A 26,488-nucleotide genomic window follows, 5' to 3' on the forward strand; every position below is an offset into this window, starting at 1 on the left:
CCTCAATCCTCCTCCTCGATCAGCACGCGCAGCGCGGCGCCGTCGAGATCCTCGAACTGGCCGCTCTTGGCCGCCCAGAAGAAGGCGCCGAGCCCGGCCAGGCCCAGGCCGAGCGCGATCGGGATGAGCAGCGCGACCCCGGTCATCGTGCCGCCCCGCGCAGGCGTAGCGCATTGCCCACCACCAGCAGCGACGAGCCCGACATGGCGAGGGCGGCGATCAGCGGCGTCACCTGGCCGGCGATCGCGAGCGGCACCGCGAGCAGGTTATAGCCGATCGCGAGCGCGAAATTCTGCCGCACCACCGCCATCGTCGCCCGCGCCGCGCGCACCGCGCGGGGCACCGCGCGCAGCTGGTCGCCAAAGAACAGCGCGTCGGCGGCCTGCTGGCCGACATCGGTCGCCTCGGCAGGCGCCATCGCGACGCTCGCCGCCTTGAGCGCGGGGCCGTCATTGAGTCCGTCGCCCACCATCAGCACGCGCGCGCCGGCGGCCTGGAGCGCGGCGATGCGCGCGGCCTTGTCGGCGGGGCTCATACGCGCGGCGGCGGTGATGCCCAGCGGTCCGGCGACTTGCGCCACGCCGGCGGGGGAATCGCCCGAAAACAGCACCGGATCGAGCCCGAGCGCGGCGAGTTCGGCGATCGCCGCGGCTGCATCGGCGCGGGGCGGATCGGCGACCTCGATCGCGGCGTTGATCGTGCCCCAGGCGAAGGCCGCCCGGTGTTCCGCGCTCGCGGCCCCGCCCAGTACCCAATCGGGCCGGCCGAGCCGGGCGCGTTCGCCTTGGTAGAAGCCCTCGATTCCGAGCCCAGGATGTTCGACCAACCCCGTGATCGCCGCCGGCGCGACACCCTCCAACGCCGCGCTCACCGCGCGGGCGAGCGGGTGGCGGCTCGCCCCGGCCAGCGCCGCGAGCACCGCGCGCGCCGCCGCCTCCTCGGGCAGCCCGGCGGTCACGCGCGGCTGGCCGAGCGTCACCGTCCCGGTCTTGTCGAGCACCACGCGGCTGGCGCGGGCGAGGCGTTCGAGCGCGGAGCCGTCCTTCACCAGCACCCCCGCGCGCAGCAGCGCGCCGCTCGCCACCACCTGCGCGACCGGCACCGCGAGCCCCAGCGCGCAGGGACAGGTGATGATCAGCACCGCGACCGCGATCGTCACCGCCTGGTGGAGCGAGGCGCCGGCGATCAGCCAGCCGACGAAGCTCGCCGCCGCGAGGCTGTGGACCGCCGGCGCGTACCAGCGCGCGGCGCGATCGGCGACGCGGACATAGGCCGATCGGCTCTGCCCCGCCGCCTCCATCAGCCGGGCGATCTCGGCGATTGCGCAACCCTCGCCCACCGCCGTCACGCGGATGGTGAGCGGGGCGGCGAGGTTGATCGTGCCCGCGAGCACCTTGGTCCCCGGGCGCGCGGCCTCGGGCAGGCTTTCGCCCGTCACCAGCGCGCGGTCGATGCTGCTTTCGCCCGCCTCGACCACGCCATCGGCGGCGATGCGCTCGCCGGCTGCTACGAGCAGCCGCATTCCGGGCGCGAGTTCGGCGGCGTCGCGGCGTTCGGCGATGCCGCCGCGCACCACCGTCGCCTCGCGCGGCACGCGGCGGAGCAGCGCGGCGACGCCATCCTCGGCGCGGGCGCGCGCGACACTGTCGAGCAGCCGCCCGGCGAGCAGGAAGAACAGCAGCATCACCGCGCCGTCGAAATAGGCGTGCGCCCCGCCGGTCGCGGTTTCGTAGAGGCTGGTGGCGGCGGTGAGCGCCACGCCGATGCTGATCGGCACGTCCATGTTGGTCCGCCCCCGCCGCAGCGCGCGCGCGGCGCTCTCGAAGAAGGGGCGGCCGGCATAGGCGATGGCGGGCAGCGCGATCAGCGCCGAAAGCCAGTGGAACAGCTGCCGCGTCGCACCATCGGCGCCCGACCAGATCGAGACCGACAGCAGCATCACGTTCATCGCCGCGAACCCCGCGACGCCAAGCGCGAGCGCCAGCCGGCGCGCCTCGCCGGGTGCCTGGGCGGGCGGCGCCGCGAAGGGGTGGGCGGCGAAGCCCAGCGCGTCGATCGCGGTGAGCAGCGCGGCCTCGTCCAGCTCGGGCAGATGGGCGACGCGCAGCCTTTTGGCGGAAAAGTTCACCCGCGCCGCGATCACCCCGGGCGTCGCGCCGAGCCCGGTTTCGAGCGTGGCGATGCACCCGGCGCAGCGCAGCCCCTCGACGCTGAACAGGCTCTCGGCGGCGGCGCTGGCGGCATGAGGCGGGGCGGCGGCGATCGTCACGCGCGCAGCTCGGTTTCGAAGCGGGCCTGGGCGCCGCCATCGCGCGCCTCGATCAGCAGCTGCCAGCGTCCCGGCGGCAGTGCGACCGGCGCGCGGTAGCGGCCCGGGGTCGCGGCGGGCAGCAGCTCGATCACGCGATCGGGCAGCGCGCCGAGTGGATGCCGCGCGCTCACCCGCACCCGCGCGCCCGCCACCGGCCGCCCGGCGCGCCGCAACACCAGCATCAGCCGGCCGCCGGCGATCTCCGGCTCGGCGCGCCAGCCGGCGCGGTCCTGCGCCGCCGCCTCGTCGAGCCAGCGCGCATAATGCTGGCTCGCGACATAGCTGTTATCGACCACGGTGCCGCCGAAAGTCATCACCGCGGTGCGCGCCATGTAGAAATTCACCGCGATCACCGCCGCGAAAAAGGCGATCAGGATCGCGGCCATGTGCTGGCCGGTGAAGCGCGCGGTCATGGCTGGGGCCTTTCGAAATGGGCGACATCGTGGACCAGTTCGCCCTCGCTGCCCGGATCGGCGGCGGTGGCGGTGAAGATCAGATCCTGGCGCACCGGCCCGGCGGCGGGCGCGGCGAGGAATAGCTGGCGGGTCAGCACCTGATCGGCGGGGACCGTCAGGCGCAGGCTGGGGCCGGCTTTCCGCACGGTGCCATCCTCGTCCCAGATCGCGCCGTCGATCCCGCTGAAGCTCAGCGTCACGCGGCGCGGGCGCGCCTCCATGTTGCGCAGCTTCACCGTATAGGCGTTGCGGATGCGCCCGTCGGACAGGCGCACCCAGATCGGGTTGCGCGCCTGGAGCACGCTCAGCCCCAGATGCTCGCGCGTGCCGAGCGCGAACAGCATCCCGCAGCCGATGCCGGCCCAGACCAGCAGGTAAACCAGCGTGCGCGGGCGCAGCAGCCGCTTGATTGGCGCCACGGCGGGGGTGCCGGCGAGCCCGCGCCTCACATCGGCCTCGGTGGTATAGCCGATCAGCTTGGGCGCGCGGTCGAGCTTCGCCATCACCGCGTCGCAGGCGTCGATGCACAGACCGCAGGTGATGCAGCCGATCTGCGGGCCTTCGCGAATGTCGATGCCGGTTGGGCATACCTGCACGCAGGCGGCGCAATCGATGCAGTCTCCCACGGTCGCGCCGGCGGCCATCGCGGCGAGATCGGGGCCGCGCTTGACGCCGTGGCTGCGCGGCTCGCCCCGCCAATATTTGTAGGTCACGCCGAGCGATTGCTCGTCCATCATCGCCGTCTGGATGCGCGGCCAGGGGCACATATAGATGCACACCTGCTCGCGCAGCAGCCCGCCAAGGGTGAAGGTGGTCGCGGTGAGCAGGGCGATCGTCGCATAGGCGACATAGGGCGCGGTGCCCGCCGCCAGCGCGCGGGCGAGCGCGGGGGCGTCGGCGAAATAGAAGATCCACGCCCCCCCGGTCGCCGCCGAAATCGCGAGCCACAGCCCCCATTTGGCGAAGCGCTTGGCCGCCTTGGCCGGCCCCCAGGGCGCGGCGTCGAGCCGGGCTTGCGCGTTGCGGTCGCCGTCGATCCAGCGTTCGACATGGACGAACAGATCGGTCCACACCGTTTGCGGGCAGGCATAGCCGCACCAGGCGCGCCCCACCGCGCTCGTCACCAGGAACAGCCCCAGCGCCGCCATCACCAAGAGGCCCGCGACATAATAAAATTCGTGCGGCCAGATCTCGATCGCGAACATGTAGAAGCGGCGGTGCGCGATATCGACCAGCACCGCTTGATCCGGGGAATAAGGCCCGCGATCCCAGCGCAGCCAGGGGGTGACGTAGTAGATCGTCAGCGTCACCGCCATCACCGCCCATTTCAGCCGGCGGAAAAAGCCGTCGACCTTGCGCGGGAAGATTTTCGCGCGCGGGGCGAAGAACTGGGTCGACGGCGGCGGCGCGTTCATGGCGCGGGCGCCGCCTCGCCGCCGCCCAGGCCATGGACGTAGAGCGCGAGCATCTTCACCGTCACCGGATCGAGCCGCTGGCCCCACGCCGGCATCATCCCCGAGCGCGCGTTGGTGACGGTTTCGGTAAGCGTGGCGCGGTCGCCGCCATAGAGCCAGATCGCGTCCGTCAGGTTGGGGGCGCCGAGCGCGCGGGTGCCGTGCGCGTTCTCGCCATGGCAGGCGGCGCAATTGGCGGCGAACAGCGCCGCGCCGCGCCGCGCGGCAGCGCTCGCCGCCTCCTGGTGCGAGGCGAAGCGGACGAAGCTCACCACATCCTGAATCTGCGGCGCGGTCAGGATGCCGTCGCGGCCAAAGGCGGGCATTTGCGACTGGCGGGTCGCCTCATCCACCGGCGAGCGGATGCCGTGGGCGATGGTCTGCTCGATCGTCGCCAGATCGCCGCCCCACAGCCAGTCATCATCGTTCAGATTGGGATAGCCCTTGGTGCCCGCCGCGCCCGCGCCGTGGCACTGGACGCAATTCACCTTGAACGCGGCGCGCCCGCCCTCGGTCGCGGTGCGCAGCAATTGCGCGTTGCCGGGCACGGCGGTGATCGGGGTGCGCGCGAGCGCCGCCAGGATCGGCGCCTTGCGCTTCGCCTCGGCGCTCAATTCCTGCTGGAGCGCGCCGTGGCTGGTCCAGCCGAGCACGCCCGCCGTCGCATGGTCGATCAGCGGCCAGGCGGGATAGGCGATGCAATAGCCGATCGCGAACAGGATCGTGCCGTAGAGCGTCCACAGCCACCAGCGCGGCATGGGGGTGTCGAGTTCCTCGATCCCATCCCATTCATGGCCGACAAAGGCGGTGTTGGTCGCGGCGTCGATGCGGCGCGGGTCACTCATGATCGTCCCCCTCGAAGATGCTGCGCGCGGCGCGGTCATGGTGCGCCCGCGCGCGGGGCCGGAACGCCCAGAGGTTGAAGCCCAGGAAAGCGGCGGTCATCGCCACCAGCCCCCAGCTGTCCGCCAGATGGCGCAGACTGTCATAGGTGCTCATCGCGCCTGCTCGCGGGGTTCGGCGGCTTTGAAATCGACCTGGGTGCCGAGCGACTGGAGATAGGCGATCAGCGCGTCCATCTCGGTCAGGCGCTTGGGGTCGCCGTCGAAATCGCGCGCTTGCGCCTTGGGATAGCGCTTCAGCAGCCCGGCGGTGTCGGCATCGGGCGTGCCCTGCGCGATCAGATCAGCCTCGGCCGCGTCGATCGCTTCCTTGCCATAGGGCACGCCGACATCGGCGAGCGCCCGCAAATGCCCGGCGATCGTCTCCGGCTTCAGCGCGCGATCGGCGAGGAAGGCGTAGCGCGGCATGATCGATTCGGGCACCACCGCCTGCGGATATTTCAGGTGCTGGACGTGCCACTCGTCCGAATAGCGGCCCCCGACCCGCGCGAGATCAGGCCCAGTGCGGATCGATCCCCATTGGAAGGGGTGATCGTACATGCTCTCGGCGGCCAGGCTGTAATGGCCATAGCGTTCCACCTCGTCGCGGAACGGGCGGATCATCTGGCTGTGGCAGCCATAGCAGCCCTCGCGCACATAAATGTCGCGCCCGGCGAGTTCGAGCGGGCTGTAAGGCCGCACGCCGGGCACCGGGGTGACGGTCGACTGGATCCAGAATAGGGGCGCGATCTCGACGATCCCGCCGATCGCGACGGTGAGGAGCGCGAGCACCGCGAGCAGCGTGATGTTGCGCTCGATCGTCTTGTGCCGCTCGGCAAGCGTGGTCATCGGGTTACTCCCTTACTCGGCGGGGATGGCGGTGGCGGGCACGTCGCGCGCGGGATCGGGGCGCGTCTCGGTCATCGGCGCCTCGGCGCGCAGCCTGCCGGCGATCGTCATCGCGATGTTGAAGGCGAAGATCAGCGCGCCCGTCAGATAGAGCAGCCCGCCGGCCATGCGGATCACGTAATAGGGGTGCATGGCCGCCACGACTTCGGCGAAGCTGTAGACGAGGTAGCCGTCCGCCCCATATTCGCGCCACAACAGCCCCTGGGTGATGCCCGCCACCCACATCGACGCGGCGTAGAGCACGATCCCGATCGTCGCGCACCAGAAGTGCCAGTTGATCAGCCGCAGCGAATAGAGCCGCTCGCGCGCCCACAGGCGCGGCGTCATATAATAGATCGCCGCGAAGGTGATCATCCCGTTCCAGCCGAGCGCGCCCGAATGGACATGGCCGATCGTCCAGTTGGTATAGTGCGACAGCGAGTTGACCGATTTGACGCTGAGCATCGGCCCTTCGAAGGTGCTCATCCCGTAAAAGGCGAGCGCGAACACCATCATGCGGATGATCGGATCGGTGCGGACCTTGTCCCACGCGCCGTTGAGCGTCATCAGCCCGTTGATCATGCCGCCCCAGCTCGGCATCCACAGCATGATCGAGAACACCATGCCCAGCGTCTGCGCCCAATCGGGGAGCGCGGTGTAGTGCAGGTGATGCGGCCCCGCCCAGATATAGAGGAAGATCAGCGACCAGAAATGGACGATCGACAGCCGGTAGCTATACACCGGCCGCTCGGCCTGTTTGGGGACGAAGTAATACATCATCCCCAGGAAGCCGGCGGTCAGGAAGAAGCCGACCGCGTTATGGCCATACCACCACTGCACCAGCGCGTCCTGCACGCCCGAAAAGGCCGAGTATGACTTGGAGCCGAGCCAGGAGACCGGCACAGTGAGGTTGTTGACCAGATGCAGCATCGCCACGGTGACGATGAAGGCGAGGTAGAACCAGTTGGCGACATAGATATGCGGATCCTGCCGCTTCAGGATCGTGCCGGCGAACACCAGCAGGTACGAGACCCAGACGATCGTCAGCCAGATGTCGACATACCATTCGGGCTCGGCATATTCGCGGCCCTCGGTCACGCCCATCACATAGCCGGTCGCGGCCAGCACGATGAACAGCTGATAGCCCCAGAAGACGAAGCGCGCGAGCGCGGGCAGCGCCAGCCGCGCGCGGCAGGTGCGCTGCACCACGAAAAAGCTCGTCGCGAGCAGCGCGTTGCCGCCAAAGGCGAAGATCACCGCCGAGGTGTGGAGCGGGCGCAGCCGGCCGAACGTCGTATATTCGGTCGGGAAGTTGAGCCAGGGGAAGCTCAACTGCGCGGCGATGAACACGCCGACCAGCAGTCCTACCACCCCCCAGAAGACGGTGGCGATCACGCCCCAGCGGATCACTTCGTCGTCATAGCGGCTGGTCGGCGCCCGCGCGGCGCGCGCGGCCTCGCTCTTGCCCACGCCGTGCATGTTGACGAACGCCGCGATCAGCGCCGCGCTCGCCGCGATTCCCATATGGACCGCAAACGGCGCGTCCGCCGCGCCCATCGCCGCCAGGATGCAGGCGATGCCCGCCACCAGCCAAAGTCCCGCCCAACTCACATCGCTTTGCATCGCCCCAACTCCCACTCAGGCGGGGCGACATTGCGCGAGCGTGACGATGCCGCCTTTGATCGCGGTCAAATCTACGGGGCATTGCTTAGCGCTATGACGGCGGCAGGCCGGGGGGCGGATCGCGCCGCCCGGCATCGTTCGGAGAGGAAAAGGCGGCCGATGCACGGCGTGCCGCAACCGATCGTCGCCATCGCGGCGCTGCTGTTCGCGGCGCTGCTGTTCCTGATCGCCCACCGCGCCGAGCGCCGCCACGTTCCCGCCGCGCCCGATCGCCGGCGCCAGGCCGCGCAGGCGCTCGCGCTTGGCGTCTATTGCACCAGCTGGACCTTTTACGGCGCGGTCGGCACCGCCGCGTCGGACGGGTGGAGCTATCTGCCGATCTATCTGGGGCCGATCCTCGTCTATGCGCTCGCGCCCGGGCTGGTGCGCGCGATCGCCCGTGCCGCGCGCGACGAGGGCGCGACCAGCGTTTCGGACCTGATCGGCGCGCGCTTCGGCAAGAGCCGAGGCCTCGCCGCGCTGGTGACGGTGACGGCGACGCTTGGCGCGGTGCCTTACATCGCGCTGCAGCTCCGCTCGATCGGCCAGGCGTTGAGCGCGACCGCGGGGCCGAGTGGCGCGCTCGCGAGCGTCATCGCCGGCGCGGTGCTCGCGCTGTTCGCGCTCGCCTTCGGCACGCGCCGCTATGATGTGGCCGGGCGCAACGAGGGGTTGTTGTTCGCGACCGCCGCCGATTCGCTGTTCAAGCTCGCGGCGCTCGCCGGCATCGCGCTGCTCGCGCTGCTGCTGCTGACGGGCGACCCGCGCGCGGCGGCGGCGGGCGGGACGACGCTCGCCGCGATGTTCGCCCCCGCGCGGCTGGGGAGCGACACGCTCGTCATCACCCTGATCGCGATGGCGGCGGTGCTGTCGCTGCCGCGCCAATTCTATATCGGCGTGATCGAGGCGCGCGGGCTGGAGGATGTCCGCGCGAGCCGCTGGCCCTTCATCGCCTATGTGGGGGCGATGGCGCTGCTCGTGCCGCCGATCGCGGTGGCGGGCGCGCTGCTGCTGCCGCCGGGCACCGCGCCCGATGGCTTCGTCGTCGCGCTGCCGATGGCGGCGGGATCGACCCCGCTCACCTTGCTCGCACTGCTCGGCGGCTTTTCGGCGGCGACCGCGATGGTAGTGGTGGAGACGGTCGCGCTGGCGACGATGATCTCCAACGATCTGATCGCGCCGCTGCTGCTCGCCCGCGCCGGCTGGACCGCGGAGGCGGACCTTGGCGCGCGGCTGCTGGGGGTGCGGCGGCTGGCGGTGATCGTGGTGATCGCGCTCGCGCTCGGCTGGGGCGAGGCATTGGGCGCCGACTATCGGCTGGCGGCGATCGGCCATATCGCCTTCGCGGCGATGGCGCAGTTCACGCCCCTGCTGCTGATCGCCGCGCGCGGGCGGGGGCATGATCCGCGCCCCGCCAAGCTCGCGCTCGCGCTCGGCACCGGGCTGTGGCTCTACACGCTCGCGCTGCCGCCGATCCTGCCGGCGGGGTTGCTCGCGGCGCTCGGCGGCACGTTCGTCGATCCGCGCCATCTGTTCGGCCTGGGCGCGATGACCCCGCTTACCCACGGCGTGGTGTGGAGCCTGGGCGCGAACCTGCTGCTGCTGGCTTTGCTTTCGGCGCGTGGCTGGCGGCGGGTGGCGGTGCCGGGCGCGTTCGAGCCGCGCGTCGCGGCGGTGGGCGACATGGCCGGGCTGATCGCGTTCGCCGGGCGCTTCGTGGGAATGGCGCGCGCCGCCGCCGCCTTCGCCGACGCGCCGCCGAGCGCCCCCGTCGGCTCGATCGAGGCCCGCCGCGCCGAGCGGCTGATCGCGAGCGTGGTCGGCGTGCCCTCCGCGCGCGCGCTGGTCGCGGCGGCGCTGGCGGGCGCGCGGCTGAGCTATGCCGACATCGTCCGGATGCTCGACGAGGGCGGGCAGAGCCTGCAATTCTCGCAGGGGCTGCTCGCCGCCACCCTCGAACATATCGACCCCGGGGTCAGCGTGGTCGATAGCGACCTGCGGCTGATCGCGTGGAACAGCCGCTATCTCGCGCTGTTCGCTTATCCGCCGGGGCTGGTGCGCGTCGGGACGCCGGTCGCCGAGCTGATCCGCTACAATGCGGTGCGCGGCGAATGCGGCCCCGGCGAGGTGGAGGCGCATGTCGCCCGCCGGCTCGCGCATCTGAAGCGCGGCCTGCCGCACGGTTTCGAGCGCATCCGCCCCGATGGCCGCGTGTTCAAAACGGTGGGCGGGCCAATGCCCGGCGGCGGCTATGTGATGTGCTTCACCGATGTCACCGCCGAGGCCCAGGCGCTCGCCGCGCTCGAAGCTTCGCGCGCCGAGCTGGAGGCGCGCGTCGCCGAGCGCACCGCCGAGCTTACCCGGCTCAACGAAAAGCTGGCCGCCGCCACCGCCGCCAAGACGCGCTTCCTGGCGGCGGCGAGCCACGATCTGCTCCAGCCGCTGCACGCCGCGCGGCTGTTCACCTCGGCGCTGGCGCGCGACGGTGGCGGCGATGGTCAGCTGGTCGAGCGGATCGGCCAGTCGATCGGCGCGGCGGAGGAATTGCTGCGCGCGCTGCTCGATATTTCCAAGCTCGACGCCGGCGGGATCGAGCCGCGCCCGCAAGCCGTGGCGCTCGCGCCGCTGCTCGCCGAGGTGGTCGGCTGTTTCCGCCCGCTCGCGGAAGAAGCGGGGCTCACGCTGCGGCTGGGGCCGGCCTATGGCAGCGTGACCGCCGATCCGGCGCTGCTGCGCTCGATCGTCCAGAATTTCGTGTCGAACGCGGTGCGCTATACCGCGCGCGGTGGCGTGCTGGTCGGGGTGCGCCCGGCGGGCGAGGGGCTGAGCATCTGGGTGAGTGACACCGGCCCCGGCATCCCGGCGGACAAGCAGGCGCTGATCTTCCGCGAGTTCGAACGGCTCGGCACGCGCGGGGTGGCGGGGATCGGGCTCGGCCTCGCAATCGTCGAGCGCAGCGCGCGGCTGATCGACGGGCGCATCCTGCTGCGCTCGGTCGAAGGACGTGGGAGCAGCTTCGCGATCGCCCTGCCGCGCGCGTCGGCGGCGCCGGCGGCGCTGCGCCCGGTGCCGGCGGTGACGGCACCGGTTTCCGGCCAGCGCGTGCTGGTGGTGGACGACGACCCGCGCGTGGTGGAAGCAACCCTCGCCCTGCTGGAGCGCGACGGGCACGATGCGCTCGGGACGGGATCGGTCGACGCGGCGCTGGCGACGGCGGCCGACGTGGCGCTGGTCGATCATGATCTGGGCGCACCGCTCGACGGGCTGGCGCTGATCGAGCGACTACGCGGGCGCGGGATGCGCTGCGCGCTGGTCACGGCGTCGGGGGACGCGGCGCTGCGCACCCGTGCCGGACGGGCGGGGGTGCCGCTCTTTGCCAAACCGGTCGCGCCAGACGCGTTGCGCGCGTGGCTGGCGCTGGGGGAGGCGGTGGCGGCGGAATAGGGGGGCGACTGGGACAAAGAAGCGAACGTCGGTGGAGCGCGCCAGTCGCGGAAATGAAAGTTGTTACCTCCTTAGTCGAGATGCCCAGCGCGCAATCGCTTCCGCGACGGCCGGGTCGCTGTCGGTGGCGATACCCATCGCTTGCATGGGTGGAAGGTTAGCCGGCGCGTGCTTGTAAAAGTGCGTAAGCTCGGGAAAGAAGGCGTGCTCTGTCAGCAGACGCTTTCGTGCCTGCGCAAGGGCATCGGCGTGGCGCGCGGGTACCGAAAAGTCCCGGCCGCCCTGAACGATCAGCATTGGCTGGCGCACCTTCGCGACCGCCTTCAAAACATCTTCTTGGTCAACGCTATTAAGGTAGGCAATCGCCGTCGGCGGCATCGATGCCAGCATCATTGTTTGCGGGTTGGCGGCGAGGCCAGGCGGTAGTGCTTGCCCGGCACGGAAGGCGGCGATGGCGGCGTCGAAGGCGGTAAGGTCTGGCTCCAAACCCGGCTTTGCGTTCAGCGTCGCAACCTGATCGCGCATGATCGCATAGATTGATTGGGACGGGCCCGACAGGCTGACGACACCGTCCGCATCTATCCCCGGCTGCGCCGCGAGCAGGAAAGCGACCACCGCGCCTTCGCTATGGCCCGCGATCACGCGTGGCCCGGAGACGCGGGGCAGCGCCCGCCAGCCCGCCGCGGCGACATCGATCCGGGTTCGGAAGTCGTTATGGATCGCGGCTATGGCGGGGTCGATCGTGCGCGAGCCGGTCCCGGGTCCGATCTTGGCCATCCGCAAGACCGCATAACCTTTCGCACCCAGCTGCCGGGCGAGATCGGCATAGGTGTGCGGCGCCAGTCCCATCGCCGGATAGTTGCCGTCGACATCGCTGAACAGCGATCCTGGTATGAGCAGGATTGCTCCTTGCGGATGATCCGGCATGGTGAGGCGGTAGGGTATCTCGACTCCCTTGACGACGACCGTCCCGGCCGTTTCCTTGAGGTCGAGCGCCTGCGCGCTATTCTCGGTTGCCGCTGCCAATCCTGTCATCGCGGCGACCGCCATAACTCCCCCCAATGCGCGTCGAATCATGTCATGCTCCTCATCCGGCATGAGCGGACTATTGCCGGATGACGTCGCGTCAGCCGCAAGGGGTATTTTTGGCGGAGATGGTCCGATTGTCCGGGTCGCCATCGCGAATTGGCCGAGAGGAGCTTAACGTCCCCGGCGCACTACCCCAGCGCATCGGATCGTCGACGCCGTTGCCTCGTTCCGAGACGCGAGCCTGCGCAGGGGTGCTTGGTGCGAACCCCCGTTTATCAGGTGGTTACTGTGCCCTTCGCCATCACCACGCGGGTTTGCGCGCCGATTCGGATTGGCTCGGGCGGACGAGACGTAAGCCGCACCCCCCTAATGCCGCACCCCCAACCCCAGCGCGCGTGCCGCGAGCACCGCTTGCGTCCGGTTCCCCACATCCAGCTTGCGCAGGATCGCGGTCATGTGCGCTTTCACCGTCGCCTCGCTGATCGCCAGATCATAGGCGATCTGCTTGTTCAGCTGGCCCCCCAGCACCCCCAGCAGCACTTTCAGCTGCATCGGCGTGAGGCTCGCCACCCGTTCGGCGACCGCGTCGAGTTCGGGGTCGGGGGCGCTCGGCACCACCTCGCCCGCCAGCGCACGGGCGATCGCGGCTTCGATCGCCTCGAGCGGCGCGTCCTTGCCGACGAACCCCACCGCGCCGAAGCGCCGCGCCTCCTGCGCCACCCCCAACCCCTCGGCGCTGGAGACGATCAGGATCGGCACCTCGGGCCGCTCGGCATGGAGCAAGGCCACACCCGAAAAGCCTTGCGCCCCCGGCATCTTCAGATCGAGCAGAATCAGCCGCAGCGCGTCCGCGCCCGCCGCCGCCTCGGCCGCCGCCGCCAGCGTCCCCGCCTCGATCAGCGCCGCGCGCGGGGCGACCCGCGCCGCCGCCAGACACAAAGCCTGGCGGAAGAGCGGGTGATCGTCGGCGATCAGGATCTGGCCGTCGCTCACGCCGGGGTCAGCGGGCGCCCGGCGATCAGATCGTCGACCACGCTGGGATCGGCGAGCGTCGAGGTATCGCCCAGGCTGCCCAGTTCATTTTCGGCGATCTTGCGCAGGATGCGGCGCATGATCTTGCCCGAGCGCGTCTTGGGGAGCGCGGGGGCGAACTGGATCACGTCGGGCGTCGCGATCGGGCCGATTTCGCCGCGCACCCATTGCACCAGCTCGCGGCGCAATGCGTCGCTCGGTTCGTCATGCGCGTTGAGCGTGACATAGGCATAGATGCCCTGGCCCTTGATCGGGTGCGGCATCCCGACCACGGCGGCTTCCGCCACCTGGCCATGCGCGACGAGGGCGGATTCGATCTCGGCGGTGCCCATGCGGTGGCCGCTCACGTTGATCACGTCGTCGATCCGGCCGGTGATCCAGTAATAGCCATCCTCGTCGCGGCGGCAGCCATCGCCGGTGAAATACTTCCCCGCGAAGGTGGTGAAATAGGTTTGGAAGAAGCGGGCGTGATCGCCCCAAACGGTGCGCATCTGGCCCGGCCAGCTATCGGTGATGACGAGGCAGCCTTCGCCCGCGCCCTCGATCACCTTGCCGTCATTATCGACGAGCTGGGGCTTCACCCCGAACATGGGAAGCGTCGCGCTGCCGGGCTTGAGCGCGGTCGCGCCGGGGAGCGGGGTGATCATCGCCCCGCCGGTTTCGGTCTGCCACCAGGTATCGACGATCGGGCAGCGCTCCTCGCCGACGACGCGGTGATACCAGGTCCAGGCCTCGGGATTGATCGGCTCGCCGACCGAGCCGAGCAGATGCAGCGACTGGCGGCTGGTGGCCTGAACGAAGCCGTCGCCCTCGCGCATCAGCGCGCGCAAGGCGGTGGGCGCGCCGTAGAAGATGTTCACGCCGAACTTGTCGACCACCTGCCAGAAGCGCGAGGCATCGGGGAAGTTGGGCACGCCTTCGAACATCACCGTGGTCGCGCCATTGGCGAGCGGGCCATAGACGACATAGCTGTGGCCGGTCACCCAGCCGACATCGGCGGCGCACCAGTAAATTTGCCCCGGGCGGTAATCGAACACGTACTGGTGGGTCATCGCCGCCCACAGCAGATAGCCGCCGCTGGTGTGGAGCACGCCCTTGGGCTTGCCGGTCGAGCCGCTGGTATAGAGGATGAACAGCGGGTCTTCGGCGCCCATCGGCTCGGGCGCGCAGTCGGCGCCGACGCTCTCGCGCGCTTCGTGATACCAAAGGTCGCGCCCGGGCTGCATCGCGACGTCGGCGCCGGTGCGGCGGACGACGATCACCCGGCGGACACAGGCGCGGGCATGGTGCTGGCTGGCGAGTGCGGCATCGACATTGGCCTTGAGCGGCACATGCTTGCCGCCGCGCAAGCCTTCATCGGCGGTGATGACGACGTGCGAGTCGCAATCCTCGATCCGCCCCGCTAGCGCCTCGGGCGAGAAGCCGGCGAACACCACCGAATGGATCGCGCCGATCCGCGCGCAGGCGAGCATCGCCACCGCCGCTTCGGGGATCATCGGCAGATAGATCGTCACCCGGTCACCGCGTCTTACTCCTTGCACCTTCAGCACATTGGCGAAGCGGCACACTTCGGCATGGAGTTCGCGATAGGTGATGCGCCGCGCCTCGCCCGGGCTGTCGGGCTCCCACAGGATCGCGATCTGGTCGCCGCGCTCGGCCAGGTGGCGATCGAGGCAATTGGCGCTGACGTTGAGCACGCCATCGTCGAACCATTTGATGCCGAAATCGGCCTCGTGAAAGCTCGCCTGCTTCACCCGGGTGAAGGGGGTGATCCAGTCGAGCCGCGTCGCCTCTTCGCGCCAGAAGGCCTCGGGCTCCTCGATCGAGCGGCGGTAGCGCTCGGCATAGCCCGCCGCGTCGATCAGGGCGCGCTCGGCCCAGGCGTCGGGCACAGGGTACAGGGCTTGCGTCATCGCCGTCTCTCCCAATGGTTTTGCCGGCGAGCATAACGCGATGCGCGGCGCCGTGCACCTTCGACCAAGGTCTAACTAGGCGCCAAGGCGGCGATGGAAGAGCTTTCCCGGCCAGAGGCGGCAGCGACCGCCGATGGCAAGGAGAGGGCGCCGTGGCACGATCCCGGGCAATGTTACTCGCCGCCGCCGCGATCGTCGCGGTGCCGGGCGCGGCGCGGGCGCAGGCGGCGGACCCGGCGGCGATGGAGGCGCGGCTGAAGCAGCTCGAGGAAGCGGTCGCGGCGCTACGCGCCGAGCTCGACGCCGCGCGCGCCCAGGCCGCCAGGACCGAAGCGAGCGTGGTCGCGCAAGGCGCCGCGACCAAGGCGACCGAAGTCCGCATCGCCGCGATGGAGGGCAAGCCCGCCGCCCCCGCCGAAGGTTTCCGCGTCGGCGGGATGAATGTGAAGATCGGCGGCTTCATCAAGACGGTCGCCAACAGCACCACCTATAGCGGCGGCAAGATCGCCCCGCTCGCGCTTGGCCGCGACTTCTATCTGCCGCAGCAAATCCCGATCGGCGGGGTGCGGCCGACCACCGAGAATGACTTTTCGGCCAAGCAGACGCGGCTGTTCCTCGCGCTGTCGGGCGATGTCGGCCGGCATGTGCTGAAGGGCTATGTCGAAACCGATTTCCAGACGGCCGCAGGCACCCAAGGGACCGAGCGCACCACCAACGGCTATGACCTCGCGTTGCGCCGGGCGTACATCCAGTTCGACAATCTGCTGATCGGGCAGGATTGGAGCACCTTCCAATATGTCGCGGCGCTGCCCGAGACGACCGATTTCATCGGCCCTACCGAAGGATCGGTGTTCGTCCGCCAGCCGCTGATCCGCTATTCGCTGAAGCTCTCCAAGGCGGCGACGCTGCATCTGGCGATCGAGAACCCGCAAACCTCGACCGCGACCACCGCCTCGCCGGCCTTGATCGAGAATGACGATAATCACCTGCCCGATTTCATCACGCGACTGAACTACGCCGCTTCGTTCGGCGAGCTGTCGCTGGCCGGCGCGGTGTTTCAGTTGCGCGCCGAAAATGGCACCCAGCGCGATGCCCAGATCGGCTGGGGCTTGAGCGCCGCCGGCAAGATCCCGTTCGGCGCGGGCAAGCGCTATGACCTGCGCTTCATGGCGAGCTATGGCCAGGGGCTCGGCCGCTATCTGGGGCTGAACTTCGCGCCCGACGCGATCGTCGCGCCCGCGACCGGCAAGCTGTTGCTCACCGAGAATTTCGCCGCCTTCGCCGCCGTGCGCGTGCCGTGGAGCACGGCGCTGCGCAGCTCGGTGATGTTCGGCTATCAGAGCGTCGGCTACCCCTCCGGCCTCGCCCCCGGCACCTTCAACGCCTTCAACCGCCAGGCGTGGAGCGGAGCGGCGAACCTGTTCTGGTCGACGGTCAAAGGCTTCGATCTCGGCATCGAATATCGCCACGGCGAGCGCGCGCTCGTCAGCGGCGCGACCGGCCGGCTGGACCGCGTCGAGATCGCCGGCAAATATAGCTTCTAAGTCAGCAAAGGAGAGGATCATGGCCACCACCTATCCGCTGCCCAAACACCATGCCGCGACATCGAGCGAGAAGATGGTGATCGCGGCGTCGTCACTCGGCACCGTGTTCGAATGGTATGATTTCTATCTGTACGGCCTGCTCGCGACCTTCATCTCCAGCCAGTTCTTCGCCGGGGTGAATGAGACGACCGGCTTCATCCTGGCACTCGCCGCCTTCGCCGCGGGTTTCGCGGTGCGGCCGTTCGGCGCGATCGTGTTCGGGCGGATCGGCGATCTGGTCGGGCGCAAGAATACGTTTCTGGTGACGATGGGGATCATGGGCGCGTCGACCTTCGCGGTTGGCTTGCTCCCCAATTACGCGACGATCGGCGTCGCCGCGCCGCTGCTGCTGGTGTCGCTGCGCATCCTGCAGGGGTTGGCGCTCGGCGGGCAATATGGCGGTGCCGCGACCTATGTCGCGGAGCACGCGCCCGACCATAAGCGCGGGCTCTACACCAGCTGGATTCAGACCACCGCGACGCTCGGCCTGTTCGCCTCGCTGCTCGTGGTGATCGGCGTGCGTTGGGGGCTGGGGGAAGAGGCGTTCACCGGCTGGGGCTGGCGGATTCCGTTCCTCGCCTCCGCCGTGCTGCTGGTGCTGTCTTTGTGGATCCGCCTCCAGCTCAACGAAAGCCCGGTCTATCGGCAGATGAAGGCCGAGGGCAAAACCAGCAAATCGCCGCTGAAGGAATCATTCGGCAACTGGTTCAACCTGCGCTTCGTGCTGATCGCGCTGTTCGGCGCGGTCGCCGGGCAGGCGGTGGTCTGGTACACGGGCCAGTTCTACGCGCTGTTCTTCCTTGAAAAAGTGATGAAGGTCGATGGCGTCACCGCGAACGTGCTGATCGCCGTCGCGCTCGCGCTCGGCACGCCCTTCTTCGTGCTGTTCGGCGCGCTGTCGGACCGGATCGGGCGCAAGCCGATCATCCTCGCCGGCTGCGCGCTGGCGGCGGCGAGCTATTTTCCGCTGTTCCACGCGCTGACCGACGCCGCCAACCCCGCGCTCGCCGAGGCGCAGGCCCGCGCGCCGATCAGCGTGCGCGCCAATCCGGGCGAATGTTCGTTCCAGTTCGATCCGGTCGGCAAGAACAAGTTCGATGCGAGCAGCTGCGACATCGCCAAGGCCTATCTGGCGAAGGGGGGGTATAATTACGAAAATGTCGCCGCCGCCCCGGGCGACATCGCCGCGATCCGCATCGGCGGCCAAAACCTGGTCGCGCCCGATCCCGCCAAGCTGACCGGCGCGGCGCGTAAGGACGCGATCAAGGCCTATCAGGAGGCGGTGAAGGCGGCGCTCGCCGGCGCGGGCTATCCCGCCAAGGCCGATCTCGCGGCGATGAACGTGCCGATGGTGATCGCGGTGCTGTTCGCGCTCGTGCTGCTGGTGACGATGGTTTACGGTCCGATCGCGGCGATGCTCGTGGAGCTGTTCCCCAGTCGCATCCGCTACACCTCGATGTCGTTGCCCTATCACCTGGGCAATGGCTGGTTCGGCGGCTTCCTGCCGACCACCGCCTTCGCGGTGACGGCGGCGACCGGGGATATCTATGCCGGGCTCTGGTATCCGGTGATCATCGCCGCGCTGACGGTGGCGGTCGGCCTGGTGCTGCTGCCCGAGACCAACAAGCGCAACATCGACGCCTGAGCCCCGCCGATGCAGGCGCTTCGCCCCCGTCCGCGTGCCGCGCGGGCGGGGGTTTCCTTACGGGGCCGCTACGCGCTCGCGCGGATGGCGCGCGCCGGGCGGCTTGTGTACGCCGTGCCCGGTGGGGCCTGGGAGGCGGACGCGTGGTTCTGATCGGCATCTATCTGATCGTGGGCATGCTGGCGGCCTATTGCCGCTGGAACGACATCATGGCGGAAGGCACGGTCGCCGGATCGCCGGTCGCGACGGCGGCGCAGTTCGTCATCACCTGGCCCGCCTGGGCGCTTCGCTGAGGCGCGTCGCGGCGCTATAGGGGGTGGATGGTCCCCCGCCTGAAACGCATCTACCTCCCGCCCGCCGCCGACGACGGCACCCGCGTGCTGGTCGATCGGCTCTGGCCGCGCGGACTGAGCAAGGAGGCGGCCGCCGTCGACCTGTGGCTGAAGGACGTGGCGCCGAGCGACGGCCTGCGCCGCTGGTTCCATCATCAGGTCGCGCTGTGGAGCGAGTTCGAGGCGCGCTACCGCGCCGAGCTCGCCGCGCCCGAGCGGGTGGCGGCGCTCGACCGGCTCGCCGCGCTGGTGGCGGCGGGGCCGGTGACCTTGCTCTATGGCGCCAAGGACGAGGTACATAACCAGGCCCGCGTGCTCGCCGCGCTGCTCGCCGAGCGCGCTTGAACGACCTTGCCGCCCTGCGCGCCGAAGTCGGCGCTTGCCGGCACTGCGTGGTGCATCTGCCGCTCGGGCCGCGCCCGGTGCTGCAGATTGGCGGCGGCGCGCGCGTGCTGATCACCAGCCAGGCGCCGGGGACCAAGGCCCATGCGAGCGGCATCCCGTGGACCGATGCGAGCGGCGACCGGCTGCGCGGCTGGCTGGGGATGAGCGCGGCGGAATTCTACGACCCCGAACGTCTCGCGATCGTGCCGATGGGGTTCTGCTATCCGGGCGCGGTGAAGGGCGGGGGCGATCTGCCGCCGCGCCCCGAATGCGCGCGCTTGTGGCACGCCCGGCTGCTCGGCGCGATGCCGGGGGTGCGGCTGCGACTGTTGATCGGCATCCATGCGCAGGCAGCCTATCTTCCAACGCGCCTGCCGATGACCGAGGCGGTCCGCCGCGCCGCCGAGTTCCTGCCGATCTTCCCGCTGCCGCATCCCAGTTGGCGCGTGGTCGGCTGGATGCGGCGCAATCCGTGGTTCGAGGCGGAGACGCTACCCTTGCTGCGGGCCGAGGTAAGGCGGGCGCTGGGGTAGGGGCGCGAATGGCTCGGTTTGGGCGCTAGTCGGACCCACCCCCAACCCCTCCCTTTCAGGGAGGGGCTAAGGAGAGCTTCATCCTCCCCTCCCTGAAGGGGAGGGGTTGGGGGTGGGTCGAAGCGCGGCACGACCGCGCCCGCCGCGCTCACCGTCGCGGCAGCAGCACGGTCGCTTCCAGCCCGCCCTCGGCGCGGTTCTCCAGTCCGATGTCGCCGCCTGCCTCGCGCACGATCGCGCGGGCGAGCGCCAGCCCCAGCCCCGCGCCGCCGGTGTCGCGGTTGCGTGATCCCTCGATCCGCACGAACGGATCGAACACATGCTCCAGCCGGTCCTCGGGGATGCCGGGGCCGGCATCGACGATCTGGATCGCGACTTCCGCCGGCCGCACCACCACCGAAAGTTCCGCGCGGCCGCCATATTTCACCGCATTGTCGATCAGATTGCGCAACGCCCGGCGCATCAGCGCGGGGCGCAGCTTCAGCCGGACGCGCGGCACCTCGGCGAGCGTCACCGCCGCGCCCAACGCCTGAAAATCATCGACCACCGCCTCGACCAGCGCGCCGAGATCGGTCGCGACCGGCGGTTCGCTCGACCGCCCCAGCCGCGCGAGCGAGAGGATGTCGTCGAGCGTCTTGCTCATCTCGTCGATCGTCTCGGCCATTTTCGCGCGATCGGTCTCGTCCTCCACCGATTCGATCCGCACCCGCAGGGCGGCGAGCGGGGTGCGCAAATCGTGGCCGATCGCGCCCAGCATCCGGTCCTTTTCCTCCAGCATCGCGCCCACCCGGCCGCGCAACTGGTTGAACGCGGCGATCAGCGCGCGCACGTCATAGGGGCCGCGCTCCTCGATCGGCGGCTCGCTGTCGCCCGGCTGGAAGCGGCGCGCGGCGCTCGCCAGCGAGCGCAAGGGGCCGGAGATGCGCCGCGTCGCCCAGAGCAGCGGCAGCAGCAGCGCGAGGTACAGGATCAGCGTCTGGATCAGCAGGGTCGCGATCAGTGGGCCGTCGCCGCGCGGCCAGAAGCTGCGCAGCACCAGCCAATTGCCTGTCGGCCGCTCGATCGCGATCACCAGTTCGTGCCCCGCGCGGCGCAACCGCCGGGCCTGGCGCGGCGGCAGGCTGGTAAGGCGCGGGTCGTCGGCTGCGATCGGCTGCACCTGGGTGACGATCGAGCGCGGGCGAAAGCCGGCATCGGTGAGTTCGGCGCGCAACGCCTGTTCGACCGCCACTTCGCGACTGGTGCTGCCGGCGATCGGGTTCGCCGCCTCCAGCCGCACCCGCGCCCGCGGCCCGGGGCGGAAGCGCCCGCCCGCGATCCGCTCCTCGGCGTCGATCACGCGTGTCACGACCGGCTGCACCACCACCTGCAACCGCACCGCGCGGCGCCCCTGGAAGATGATCGCGAAGTTGATCGCCTGCGCGATCAGCAGCGCGGCGGCGATCAGCAGCGCGATCTGCCCGCCAAGACTGCGCGGCGCGAAACGCTGCAACCCGTTCACAATTTGGTGACTTCGCAGGCGAGCGTATAGCCGCCGCCCCACACCGTCTTGATGATTTCGGGCGCCTTGGGGTCGGGTTCGATCTTGCGGCGCAGGCGGCTGACCTGGTTGTCGATCGCGCGGTCGAACGGCCCCGCCTCGCGCCCCTGGGTCAGATCGAGCAGCTGGTCGCGCGTCAGCACCTGGCGCGGGCGCTGCACCAGCGCGAGCAGCAGGTTATACTCGCCGGTGGACAGCGCGACCGACACGCCCTCGCGGTCGATCAGCGCGCGTTCGCCGGTCTTGAGTACCCAGCCGGCGAAGCCATAGCTGCCCGCCTCGGGCGCGTGGAGCCGCGCGCCGCCCGCCGCCACCCGGCGCAGCACCACCTTGGCGCGGGTCGCGAGTTCACGCGGCGAAAAGGGCTTCACCACGTAATCGTCCGCGCCCATTTCCAGCCCGACGATGCGATCGGTCTCCTCGCTTTTCGCGGTGAGCAGGATCACCGGCAGCTCGCTGGTCGCGCGGATATGGCGGGTGAGCGACAGCCCGTCCTCGCCCGGCATCATGATGTCGAGGATGACGAGGTCGATCGCATAGGCGGCGAGCCGCTGGCGCGCCTGATCGGCGTCGCCCGCCTGAGTGACGCGGAACCCCTGCTTGACGAGGAAATGCGCGAGCGGCTCGCGGATCGAGCGCTCGTCATCGACCAGAAGCAGATGGGGCAGATCGGCCATGATCGGGCTTTACCGGGGCGGAAGGGGGTTGGGAATTGCCGGGCGCCGCGCGACGGCTTGGGCGCGGCACCCGGTTTGGGTCATTCGCCCTGGGGCTGGTCCAGCCCGCCGCGCCCGAAGCGCCGCCCGCCGAAGCGCCCGCCGCCGAAGCGCGCGCGCAGCGCCGCCACCTCGCTCGCGTCGACGACGCCGTCCTTGTTGGTGTCGAGCCGATCGAAGATCATCGCATATTCGGCGCGGCTGATCTTGCCATCGCCGTCGCGGTCGAGCCGACGCAACCGCCCGCCGCCGCCCGGGCCTTGCGGCGCGGCGGCCAACTCGGTCTGGTCGATCACGCCATCCTTGTTCGTGTCGAGCAGCGCGAAGGGGGCTTCATATTCGGCGCGGGTCACCTTGCCGTCGCCATCGCGATCGAGCCGCTGGAGCATCCCGAGCGGGCCCCCGAAGCCAGCCCCGCCAAAGCCCTGGCCGGGCGGCGGGGGTGGCGGGGCGTCACCGGGCGGCGGCGGTGGACCATCCGCGCCGGGACCACCGGGACCACCAGGACCACCTGGGCCGAAGCGCCGATGCGCGTCGTGCCAGGCGCGGCGTTCGTCGCGACTGAGCACGCCGTCCTTGTTGGTGTCCATCGCGTCGAAATGGCGCGCCGCCTCGGCGAGGAAGTCGGCGCGGCTGACCGCGCGATCACCATGTGGATCACCCTGGAGCGGCGGCGGGGGCGGCGCGGGCGGCGTGCCCGTACCCGTCTGGGCGACCGCGACGGTGGCGCCGGCCAGTCCGCTCATCAGCACGGCGAGGAGGAAACGGTTCATCGGCATCCTTTCGAGGAAGATCCCTGTTGTCCTGCTGATGCCGCCGCGCTGTCGCCGCGCTGTGTCACGGCTGGGCGATATTGTCGCAATTTGTCGTGGCGAGCGCGGGCCTGCTACCCGAACAGCGCCACGCTCTGCGTGCCCTCGGCGATCGGCACCCCGTCGGCGTTCCACAGCCGCATCATCTGGCTCGATCCGCCGCCGCGCGCGTGTTCGGCCTTCGCGCCGATCAGCCACCAGCCGTCGGTGGTGGCGGGCGAAGGGGTGAGCAGGTTGATCTGCCAGGTGAGCGAGCTGAGCGGGGTGCGCGGGTTGAGCAGCCGGATCGGCGCGGGCGGCAGCGCGTCGGCCATCGTCACCACATGGATGAACGGGTCGAGCCCTTCATGCGCCTTCATCCGGCCCCAGCGCATCAGTTCGGCCGAGGCGAGACCGGGAAATTTGGGGTCGTAAAACTCCATATTGGCGGCGAAGAAACCCTCCGGCCCGCTCCACAGCTTCGTTCCTTGCGGGGGCGGTCGGTGCGGGACCGTCGGCGCGGTGAGATCGACCGCCGAGGGCTGATCGCGCATGAACACGAACATCGCCCGCAGGCCAAGCCCCGCCTCGCTCGCGACATCGGCCTGCAGAAAGGCGGCGTTGCGCCCACGCCGCAGCTTCAGCGCGGTGACGTTCACCTCGCCCGCCAGCGGCCCGACAAAGCCGATCTGCGCCGAACGGAGCGGCGGCAGATCGGGCTCCGCGAGCAAGGCCGCCTGCAGCGCGATCGCGCTCGACAGGCCGCCAAAGCTGGTGCGGCCCTGCATCCAGTCGGCGGGGATGCGGCATTGGAAGCCGCCGCAGATCGGCGTGCGATCGGCGAGGATTTCGGCGAGCGTCGTCATGCGGGGCTCCAGGCGTCGCGCAGGTCGCGCTTCAACACCTTGCCGATCGCGCTGCGCGGCAGTTCGCTGACGGCGCGCAGCGCGTGCAACCGCTGGGTGCGCCCCAGCTGCGCGTTGGCCCAGGCGAGGATCGCGGCGGGATCGGCGGCGGGCGTCGTCGGCACGAAGAAGCCGACCGGGGTTTCGCCCCAATCGGCGCTCGGCACCCCCACCACCGCGCATTCGGCCACCTGCGGGTGCTGCACCAGCACCGCCTCCAGATCGAGCGGATAGATGTTGAACCCGCCGGAGATGATCACGTCCTTCTTGCGGTCCATCAGCACCAGAAAGCCGTCCGCGTCGAACCGGCCGAGATCGCCGTGGCGGATGAAACGGCGGCCCTCGCCATCGAACCATTCCGCGGCGCGGGTCGCTTCCTCGCGGCGGTGATAACCGTTCATCATCGCCGGCGATCGCCCGACCACTTCGCCCGTTTCGCCCGGCGGCACTTCGCGGCCCGATTCGTCGATCAGGCGGATGTCATGCCCTTCGACCGGTATGCCCACCGTGTGGAGTTTGGTCGGGTGGGCGGTGCAGTTGAGCATCGTCGTCCCGCCGCCCTCGGTCATGCCGTAATATTCGACCAGCAGACCCGGCCAGCGCCGCACCACCTCAGCCTTCAGCGCGGCGGAGAAGGGGGCCGAGGTGCAGGTTTTCAGCCGGAAGCTCGACAGGTCGAACGCATCGAAATCCGGAACCGCCATCAGCCGCTGATATTGCACCGGCACCAGCATCGTGTGCGTCGCGCGGTGGCTTTGCGCGAGGTCGAGGAAGCGGCGCGCGTCGAACTTGGCCATCACCACCGCCGTCCCGCCCCAGCCGAGCGTCGGCAGGAACACGACCAGGGTGGTGTTCGAATAAAGCGGGGTCGCGACCATCGTCACCGCCTCGCCAAAGCCCGCGCCAGCGTTGCGGTGGATATGCGCCCAGCGCATCGCGTGGCTCTGGACGATGCCCTTGGGCGTGCCGGTGGTGCCCGAGGAATAGATGATGTTGAACGGATCGGCCGGCGCGATCTCCACCGGGTGCGGCGCGTGGCCAGGGGCGGCGAGCCACGCGCGAAATTCGGGGCTGCCAAGCTCGATCAGCCGCGCCGCGATCGCCTGATCGCTGAGCGCCTGGCGCGACGCGGCATCGACGAACACATGATCGGCGCCCGAATCGGCGATCATCGCCGCGAGCTGCGCCGGGGTGGCGCTGGGGGCGAGCGGGGCGGCGGCGCCGCCGGCGCGCAGCGTGCCCAGGAACACCGCGACATAATCGAGCCCCGCCGCGCCGCAGATCGCGACCGCCTGCCCGCGCGCGAGGCCATCGCGCTGAAGCGCCGCCGCCACCCGGTCCATCGCGCGATCGAGCCCGGCGTAATCGAGCGTACCCCCATCGGCGATCAGCGCTGGCTTATCGCCCCGCTCCCGGGCATGAAGCGCCACCAGTTCGGGCAGTGTTGCGAAACTACGGGCAAGCGTCGTGGCGGCGTCCATAGCGTCCCCTGTTTTGCAAATTGCTAGGCGAGCTAAGTCGGAATTGCCATACGCGATATTCGAAAAACGCTAGGGAGGGAAAATTGCTGCTGTTCGACGCGCCCGCGCCGGCACCCAATCCGCGCCGCGTGCGCATCTATCTTGCCGAAAAAGGGCTGAAGATTCCCACCCGCGAGCTCTCGATTCGGGACGCCGAGCACCGCTCGGCCGAATATCTGGCGGTCAACCCGCTCGGCCAGATTCCGGCGCTCCAGCTCGATGATGGCGAGGTGATCACCGAGAGCCTGTCGATCTGCCGCTTTCTCGAAGCGCTCAACCCCGACAAGCCGCTGTTCGGCAAGGGGCCGAAGGGCGTCGCGGAGGTCGATATGTGGTGCCGCCGCGCCGAGTTCCGGCTCGGCACGCCGCTGGCGATGGTATGGGCGCACACCCATCCCTTCACCGCGCGCGTCGTGCAGCCGCAATATAAGGAGTTTGGCGAGAGCAACCGGCCCAAGGTGGCCGCCGCGTTCGGCTATTTCGACACGATCCTGGGCGATCGTCCGTTCCTGGCGGGGCGCGATTACACCATGGCCGATATCGTGCTGCTGACGATGGTCGATTTCGCGCGTTTCGTCGGCGTCGGCCCGGCCGCGGAGCTGGCGGGGCTCGGCGCCTGGTATGAGCGCGTCTCCACCCGGCCCAGTGCCGCGGCATGAACGCGGATTTCGAAGGCCGCGTCGCGATCGTCACCGGCGGCGGCACCGGCATCGGCGCGGCGGTGGTGCGCCGGCTGAGCGCGCGCGGGGTGCGCTGCGTGATCAACTACGCCCATAGCCGCGACGAGGCCGAAGCGCTCGCCGCCGAGCTGGGGAACGCGATCGCGGTGCAAGCCGACATCGTCGACGACGCGGCGTGCCACGCGCTCGCCGCGGCCGCGCGCGCGGCGTTCGGGCGGGTCGACTTCCTGGTCAACAATGCCGGCCGCACCAAATTCGCCAACCACGAGGATCTGGGCGCGCTTTCGGGCGACGATTTCATCGACATCTACCGGCTGAACGTGATCGCCGCCTTCCAGATGGTGCGCGCGTGCGAGGCCGATCTGCGCGCGGGCGACGCGGGGGCGGTGGTGAATGTCGCGTCGGTCGCCGGGGTGTTCGGCATCGGCTCGTCGGTCGCCTATGCCGCGTCGAAGGGCGCGTTGCTGACGATGACGCAAAGCCTTGCCCGTGCGCTCGCCCCGGCGATCCGGGTGAACGCGGTGGCGCCGGGCTATGTCGGCACCGGCTGGTTCGAGAAGCGGCTGGGGGCGGAAGGCTTCGCCCGGTTGAACGAGCGCATCGCGGCGGCGACGCCGATGGCGCTGGCGACCGGGCCGGACGAGGTGGCCGCGCCGATCGTCCACCTGCTCGATCCCGCCGCGCGCGCGATCACCGGCGAAACGCTGCTGATCGACGCGGGGGCGCACCTCGACGTGGGCCTGTCGCGCCGGTCGGGGCGGGAGGGGTAGCGCCCCTCCCGCCGCGTCGC

General features: G+C 70.0%; 24 protein-coding genes. 8 read left to right on the forward strand and 16 right to left on the reverse strand.

Going from position 1 to position 26,488, the window contains the following annotated elements; all coding sequences use genetic code 11:
- Window positions 1-2: 2 nt before the first annotated feature.
- Genes ccoS through ccoN form a run of 8 tightly spaced genes read right to left on the reverse strand, consistent with a single transcriptional unit; the run spans window position 3 to window position 7,612 of the window.
- Complete coding sequence (gene ccoS, locus K2X73_RS03240) at window positions 3-146, reverse strand: cbb3-type cytochrome oxidase assembly protein CcoS (RefSeq protein WP_294108499.1); 144 nt, start codon at window positions 144-146, stop codon at window positions 3-5.
- A complete protein-coding gene (locus K2X73_RS03245) occupies window positions 143-2,269 on the reverse strand; it encodes a heavy metal translocating P-type ATPase (RefSeq protein WP_294108501.1) in 2,127 nt (708 codons plus the stop codon). Before K2X73_RS03245 ends, ccoS begins: the two co-directional genes overlap by 4 nt.
- On the reverse strand, window positions 2,266-2,724 hold the full coding sequence (locus K2X73_RS03250; RefSeq protein ID WP_294108503.1) for a FixH family protein: 459 nt from the start codon (window positions 2,722-2,724) through the stop codon (window positions 2,266-2,268). Before K2X73_RS03250 ends, K2X73_RS03245 begins: the two co-directional genes overlap by 4 nt.
- A complete protein-coding gene (gene ccoG, locus K2X73_RS03255) occupies window positions 2,721-4,181 on the reverse strand; it encodes a cytochrome c oxidase accessory protein CcoG (RefSeq protein ID WP_294108505.1) in 1,461 nt (486 codons plus the stop codon). The genes K2X73_RS03250 and ccoG overlap by 4 nt, the downstream gene beginning before the upstream one ends.
- Entirely contained in the window at window positions 4,178-5,065 is an 888-nt protein-coding gene (gene ccoP / locus K2X73_RS03260) for a cytochrome-c oxidase, cbb3-type subunit III (RefSeq protein WP_294108507.1), read from the reverse strand. Before ccoP ends, ccoG begins: the two co-directional genes overlap by 4 nt.
- Window positions 5,058-5,219: a cbb3-type cytochrome c oxidase subunit 3 gene (locus K2X73_RS03265; RefSeq protein WP_294108509.1), complete on the reverse strand. Its 162-nt coding sequence runs from the start codon at window positions 5,217-5,219 to the stop codon at window positions 5,058-5,060. The genes ccoP and K2X73_RS03265 overlap by 8 nt, the downstream gene beginning before the upstream one ends.
- Complete coding sequence (gene ccoO / locus K2X73_RS03270) at window positions 5,216-5,950, reverse strand: cytochrome-c oxidase, cbb3-type subunit II (RefSeq protein ID WP_294108510.1); 735 nt, start codon at window positions 5,948-5,950, stop codon at window positions 5,216-5,218. Before ccoO ends, K2X73_RS03265 begins: the two co-directional genes overlap by 4 nt.
- Window positions 5,951-5,962: 12 nt before the next feature.
- Complete coding sequence (gene ccoN / locus K2X73_RS03275; protein ID WP_294108512.1) at window positions 5,963-7,612, reverse strand: cytochrome-c oxidase, cbb3-type subunit I; 1,650 nt, start codon at window positions 7,610-7,612, stop codon at window positions 5,963-5,965.
- Between the two features lie 159 nt (window positions 7,613-7,771).
- On the opposite strand from ccoN, the gene K2X73_RS03280 reads away from it, so the two are divergent.
- A complete protein-coding gene (locus K2X73_RS03280) occupies window positions 7,772-11,095 on the forward strand; it encodes a PAS-domain containing protein (protein ID WP_294108514.1) in 3,324 nt (1,107 codons plus the stop codon).
- Between the two features lie 63 nt (window positions 11,096-11,158).
- Here K2X73_RS03280 and K2X73_RS03285 read toward each other — a convergent pair whose 3' ends face one another.
- From K2X73_RS03285 to acs, 3 genes are all read right to left on the reverse strand, one after another.
- Window positions 11,159-12,145: an alpha/beta hydrolase gene (locus tag K2X73_RS03285; RefSeq protein ID WP_294108516.1), complete on the reverse strand. Its 987-nt coding sequence runs from the start codon at window positions 12,143-12,145 to the stop codon at window positions 11,159-11,161.
- Between the two features lie 345 nt (window positions 12,146-12,490).
- Window positions 12,491-13,117 (reverse strand): response regulator transcription factor, encoded by a 627-nt coding sequence (locus tag K2X73_RS03290; protein ID WP_294108518.1) that lies wholly within the window; start codon window positions 13,115-13,117, stop codon window positions 12,491-12,493.
- Window positions 13,114-15,069 (reverse strand): acetate--CoA ligase, encoded by a 1,956-nt coding sequence (acs, locus tag K2X73_RS03295; protein WP_294108520.1) that lies wholly within the window; start codon window positions 15,067-15,069, stop codon window positions 13,114-13,116. Before acs ends, K2X73_RS03290 begins: the two co-directional genes overlap by 4 nt.
- Before the next feature lie 152 nt (window positions 15,070-15,221).
- On the opposite strand from acs, the gene K2X73_RS03300 reads away from it, so the two are divergent.
- From K2X73_RS03300 to K2X73_RS03320, 5 genes are all read left to right on the forward strand, one after another.
- Window positions 15,222-16,613, forward strand: coding sequence for a DcaP family trimeric outer membrane transporter (locus K2X73_RS03300; protein WP_294108522.1), 1,392 nt, complete (start codon window positions 15,222-15,224; stop codon window positions 16,611-16,613).
- Window positions 16,614-16,632: 19 nt separating this feature from the next.
- A complete protein-coding gene (locus K2X73_RS03305) occupies window positions 16,633-18,297 on the forward strand; it encodes an MFS transporter (RefSeq protein WP_294108524.1) in 1,665 nt (554 codons plus the stop codon).
- A gap of 143 nt (window positions 18,298-18,440) precedes the next feature.
- Window positions 18,441-18,590, forward strand: a complete 150-nt coding sequence (locus K2X73_RS03310; RefSeq protein ID WP_294108527.1) for a hypothetical protein — start codon at window positions 18,441-18,443, stop codon at window positions 18,588-18,590.
- A gap of 27 nt (window positions 18,591-18,617) precedes the next feature.
- The gene (locus tag K2X73_RS03315) at window positions 18,618-18,974 is read left to right on the forward strand and encodes a DUF488 family protein (RefSeq protein WP_294108529.1); all 357 of its coding nucleotides are present in this window, start codon (window positions 18,618-18,620) and stop codon (window positions 18,972-18,974) included.
- The gene (locus tag K2X73_RS03320) at window positions 18,971-19,546 is read left to right on the forward strand and encodes a uracil-DNA glycosylase family protein (protein WP_294108531.1); all 576 of its coding nucleotides are present in this window, start codon (window positions 18,971-18,973) and stop codon (window positions 19,544-19,546) included. The genes K2X73_RS03315 and K2X73_RS03320 overlap by 4 nt, the downstream gene beginning before the upstream one ends.
- 148 nt (window positions 19,547-19,694) lie before the next feature.
- On the opposite strand, the gene K2X73_RS03325 is transcribed toward K2X73_RS03320, so the two are convergent.
- The 5 genes from K2X73_RS03325 to K2X73_RS03345 all read right to left on the reverse strand — a co-directional run bounded on the left by K2X73_RS03325 (window position 19,695) and on the right by K2X73_RS03345 (window position 24,979).
- Entirely contained in the window at window positions 19,695-21,047 is a 1,353-nt protein-coding gene (locus K2X73_RS03325; RefSeq protein ID WP_365980264.1) for an ATP-binding protein, read from the reverse strand.
- Window positions 21,044-21,763 carry a response regulator gene (locus K2X73_RS03330; protein ID WP_294108533.1) on the reverse strand — a complete coding sequence of 240 codons (720 nt, stop codon included), beginning with the start codon at window positions 21,761-21,763 and terminating at the stop codon, window positions 21,044-21,046. The genes K2X73_RS03325 and K2X73_RS03330 overlap by 4 nt, the downstream gene beginning before the upstream one ends.
- An 80-nt stretch (window positions 21,764-21,843) precedes the next feature.
- Window positions 21,844-22,575, reverse strand: a complete 732-nt coding sequence (locus tag K2X73_RS03335) for an EF-hand domain-containing protein (RefSeq protein WP_294108534.1) — start codon at window positions 22,573-22,575, stop codon at window positions 21,844-21,846.
- Between the two features lie 113 nt (window positions 22,576-22,688).
- A complete protein-coding gene (locus K2X73_RS03340) occupies window positions 22,689-23,459 on the reverse strand; it encodes a thioesterase family protein (RefSeq protein ID WP_294108536.1) in 771 nt (256 codons plus the stop codon).
- Complete coding sequence (locus K2X73_RS03345; protein WP_294108538.1) at window positions 23,456-24,979, reverse strand: class I adenylate-forming enzyme family protein; 1,524 nt, start codon at window positions 24,977-24,979, stop codon at window positions 23,456-23,458. Before K2X73_RS03345 ends, K2X73_RS03340 begins: the two co-directional genes overlap by 4 nt.
- 83 nt (window positions 24,980-25,062) lie before the next feature.
- On the opposite strand from K2X73_RS03345, the gene K2X73_RS03350 reads away from it, so the two are divergent.
- Window positions 25,063-25,677 (forward strand): glutathione S-transferase family protein, encoded by a 615-nt coding sequence (locus K2X73_RS03350; RefSeq protein ID WP_294108540.1) that lies wholly within the window; start codon window positions 25,063-25,065, stop codon window positions 25,675-25,677.
- Window positions 25,674-26,468, forward strand: a complete 795-nt coding sequence (locus K2X73_RS03355; protein ID WP_294108542.1) for an SDR family oxidoreductase — start codon at window positions 25,674-25,676, stop codon at window positions 26,466-26,468. The genes K2X73_RS03350 and K2X73_RS03355 overlap by 4 nt, the downstream gene beginning before the upstream one ends.
- The last annotated feature ends 20 nt before the right edge of the window (window positions 26,469-26,488 follow it).

Source organism: Sphingomonas sp., assembly GCF_019746665.1.
GTDB lineage: Bacteria > Pseudomonadota > Alphaproteobacteria > Sphingomonadales > Sphingomonadaceae > Sphingomonas.

Coding starts and splice junctions, on each gene's coding strand:
- ccoS (WP_294108499.1), bottom strand. CDS start 146: ATGACCGGGGTCGCGCTGCTCATCCCGATCGCGCTCGGCCTGGGCCTG.
- K2X73_RS03250 (WP_294108503.1), bottom strand. CDS start 2,724: ATGACCGCGCGCTTCACCGGCCAGCACATGGCCGCGATCCTGATCGCC.
- ccoG (WP_294108505.1), bottom strand. CDS start 4,181: ATGAACGCGCCGCCGCCGTCGACCCAGTTCTTCGCCCCGCGCGCGAAA.
- ccoP (WP_294108507.1), bottom strand. CDS start 5,065: ATGAGTGACCCGCGCCGCATCGACGCCGCGACCAACACCGCCTTTGTC.
- K2X73_RS03265 (WP_294108509.1), bottom strand. CDS start 5,219: ATGAGCACCTATGACAGTCTGCGCCATCTGGCGGACAGCTGGGGGCTG.
- ccoO (WP_294108510.1), bottom strand. CDS start 5,950: ATGACCACGCTTGCCGAGCGGCACAAGACGATCGAGCGCAACATCACG.
- ccoN (WP_294108512.1), bottom strand. CDS start 7,612: ATGCAAAGCGATGTGAGTTGGGCGGGACTTTGGCTGGTGGCGGGCATC.
- K2X73_RS03280 (WP_294108514.1), top strand. CDS start 7,772: ATGCACGGCGTGCCGCAACCGATCGTCGCCATCGCGGCGCTGCTGTTC.
- K2X73_RS03285 (WP_294108516.1), bottom strand. CDS start 12,145: ATGGCGGTCGCCGCGATGACAGGATTGGCAGCGGCAACCGAGAATAGC.
- acs (WP_294108520.1), bottom strand. CDS start 15,069: ATGACGCAAGCCCTGTACCCTGTGCCCGACGCCTGGGCCGAGCGCGCC.
- K2X73_RS03305 (WP_294108524.1), top strand. CDS start 16,633: ATGGCCACCACCTATCCGCTGCCCAAACACCATGCCGCGACATCGAGC.
- K2X73_RS03315 (WP_294108529.1), top strand. CDS start 18,618: ATGGTCCCCCGCCTGAAACGCATCTACCTCCCGCCCGCCGCCGACGAC.
- K2X73_RS03330 (WP_294108533.1), bottom strand. CDS start 21,763: ATGGCCGATCTGCCCCATCTGCTTCTGGTCGATGACGAGCGCTCGATC.
- K2X73_RS03335 (WP_294108534.1), bottom strand. CDS start 22,575: ATGAACCGTTTCCTCCTCGCCGTGCTGATGAGCGGACTGGCCGGCGCC.
- K2X73_RS03340 (WP_294108536.1), bottom strand. CDS start 23,459: ATGACGACGCTCGCCGAAATCCTCGCCGATCGCACGCCGATCTGCGGC.
- K2X73_RS03345 (WP_294108538.1), bottom strand. CDS start 24,979: ATGGACGCCGCCACGACGCTTGCCCGTAGTTTCGCAACACTGCCCGAA.
- K2X73_RS03355 (WP_294108542.1), top strand. CDS start 25,674: ATGAACGCGGATTTCGAAGGCCGCGTCGCGATCGTCACCGGCGGCGGC.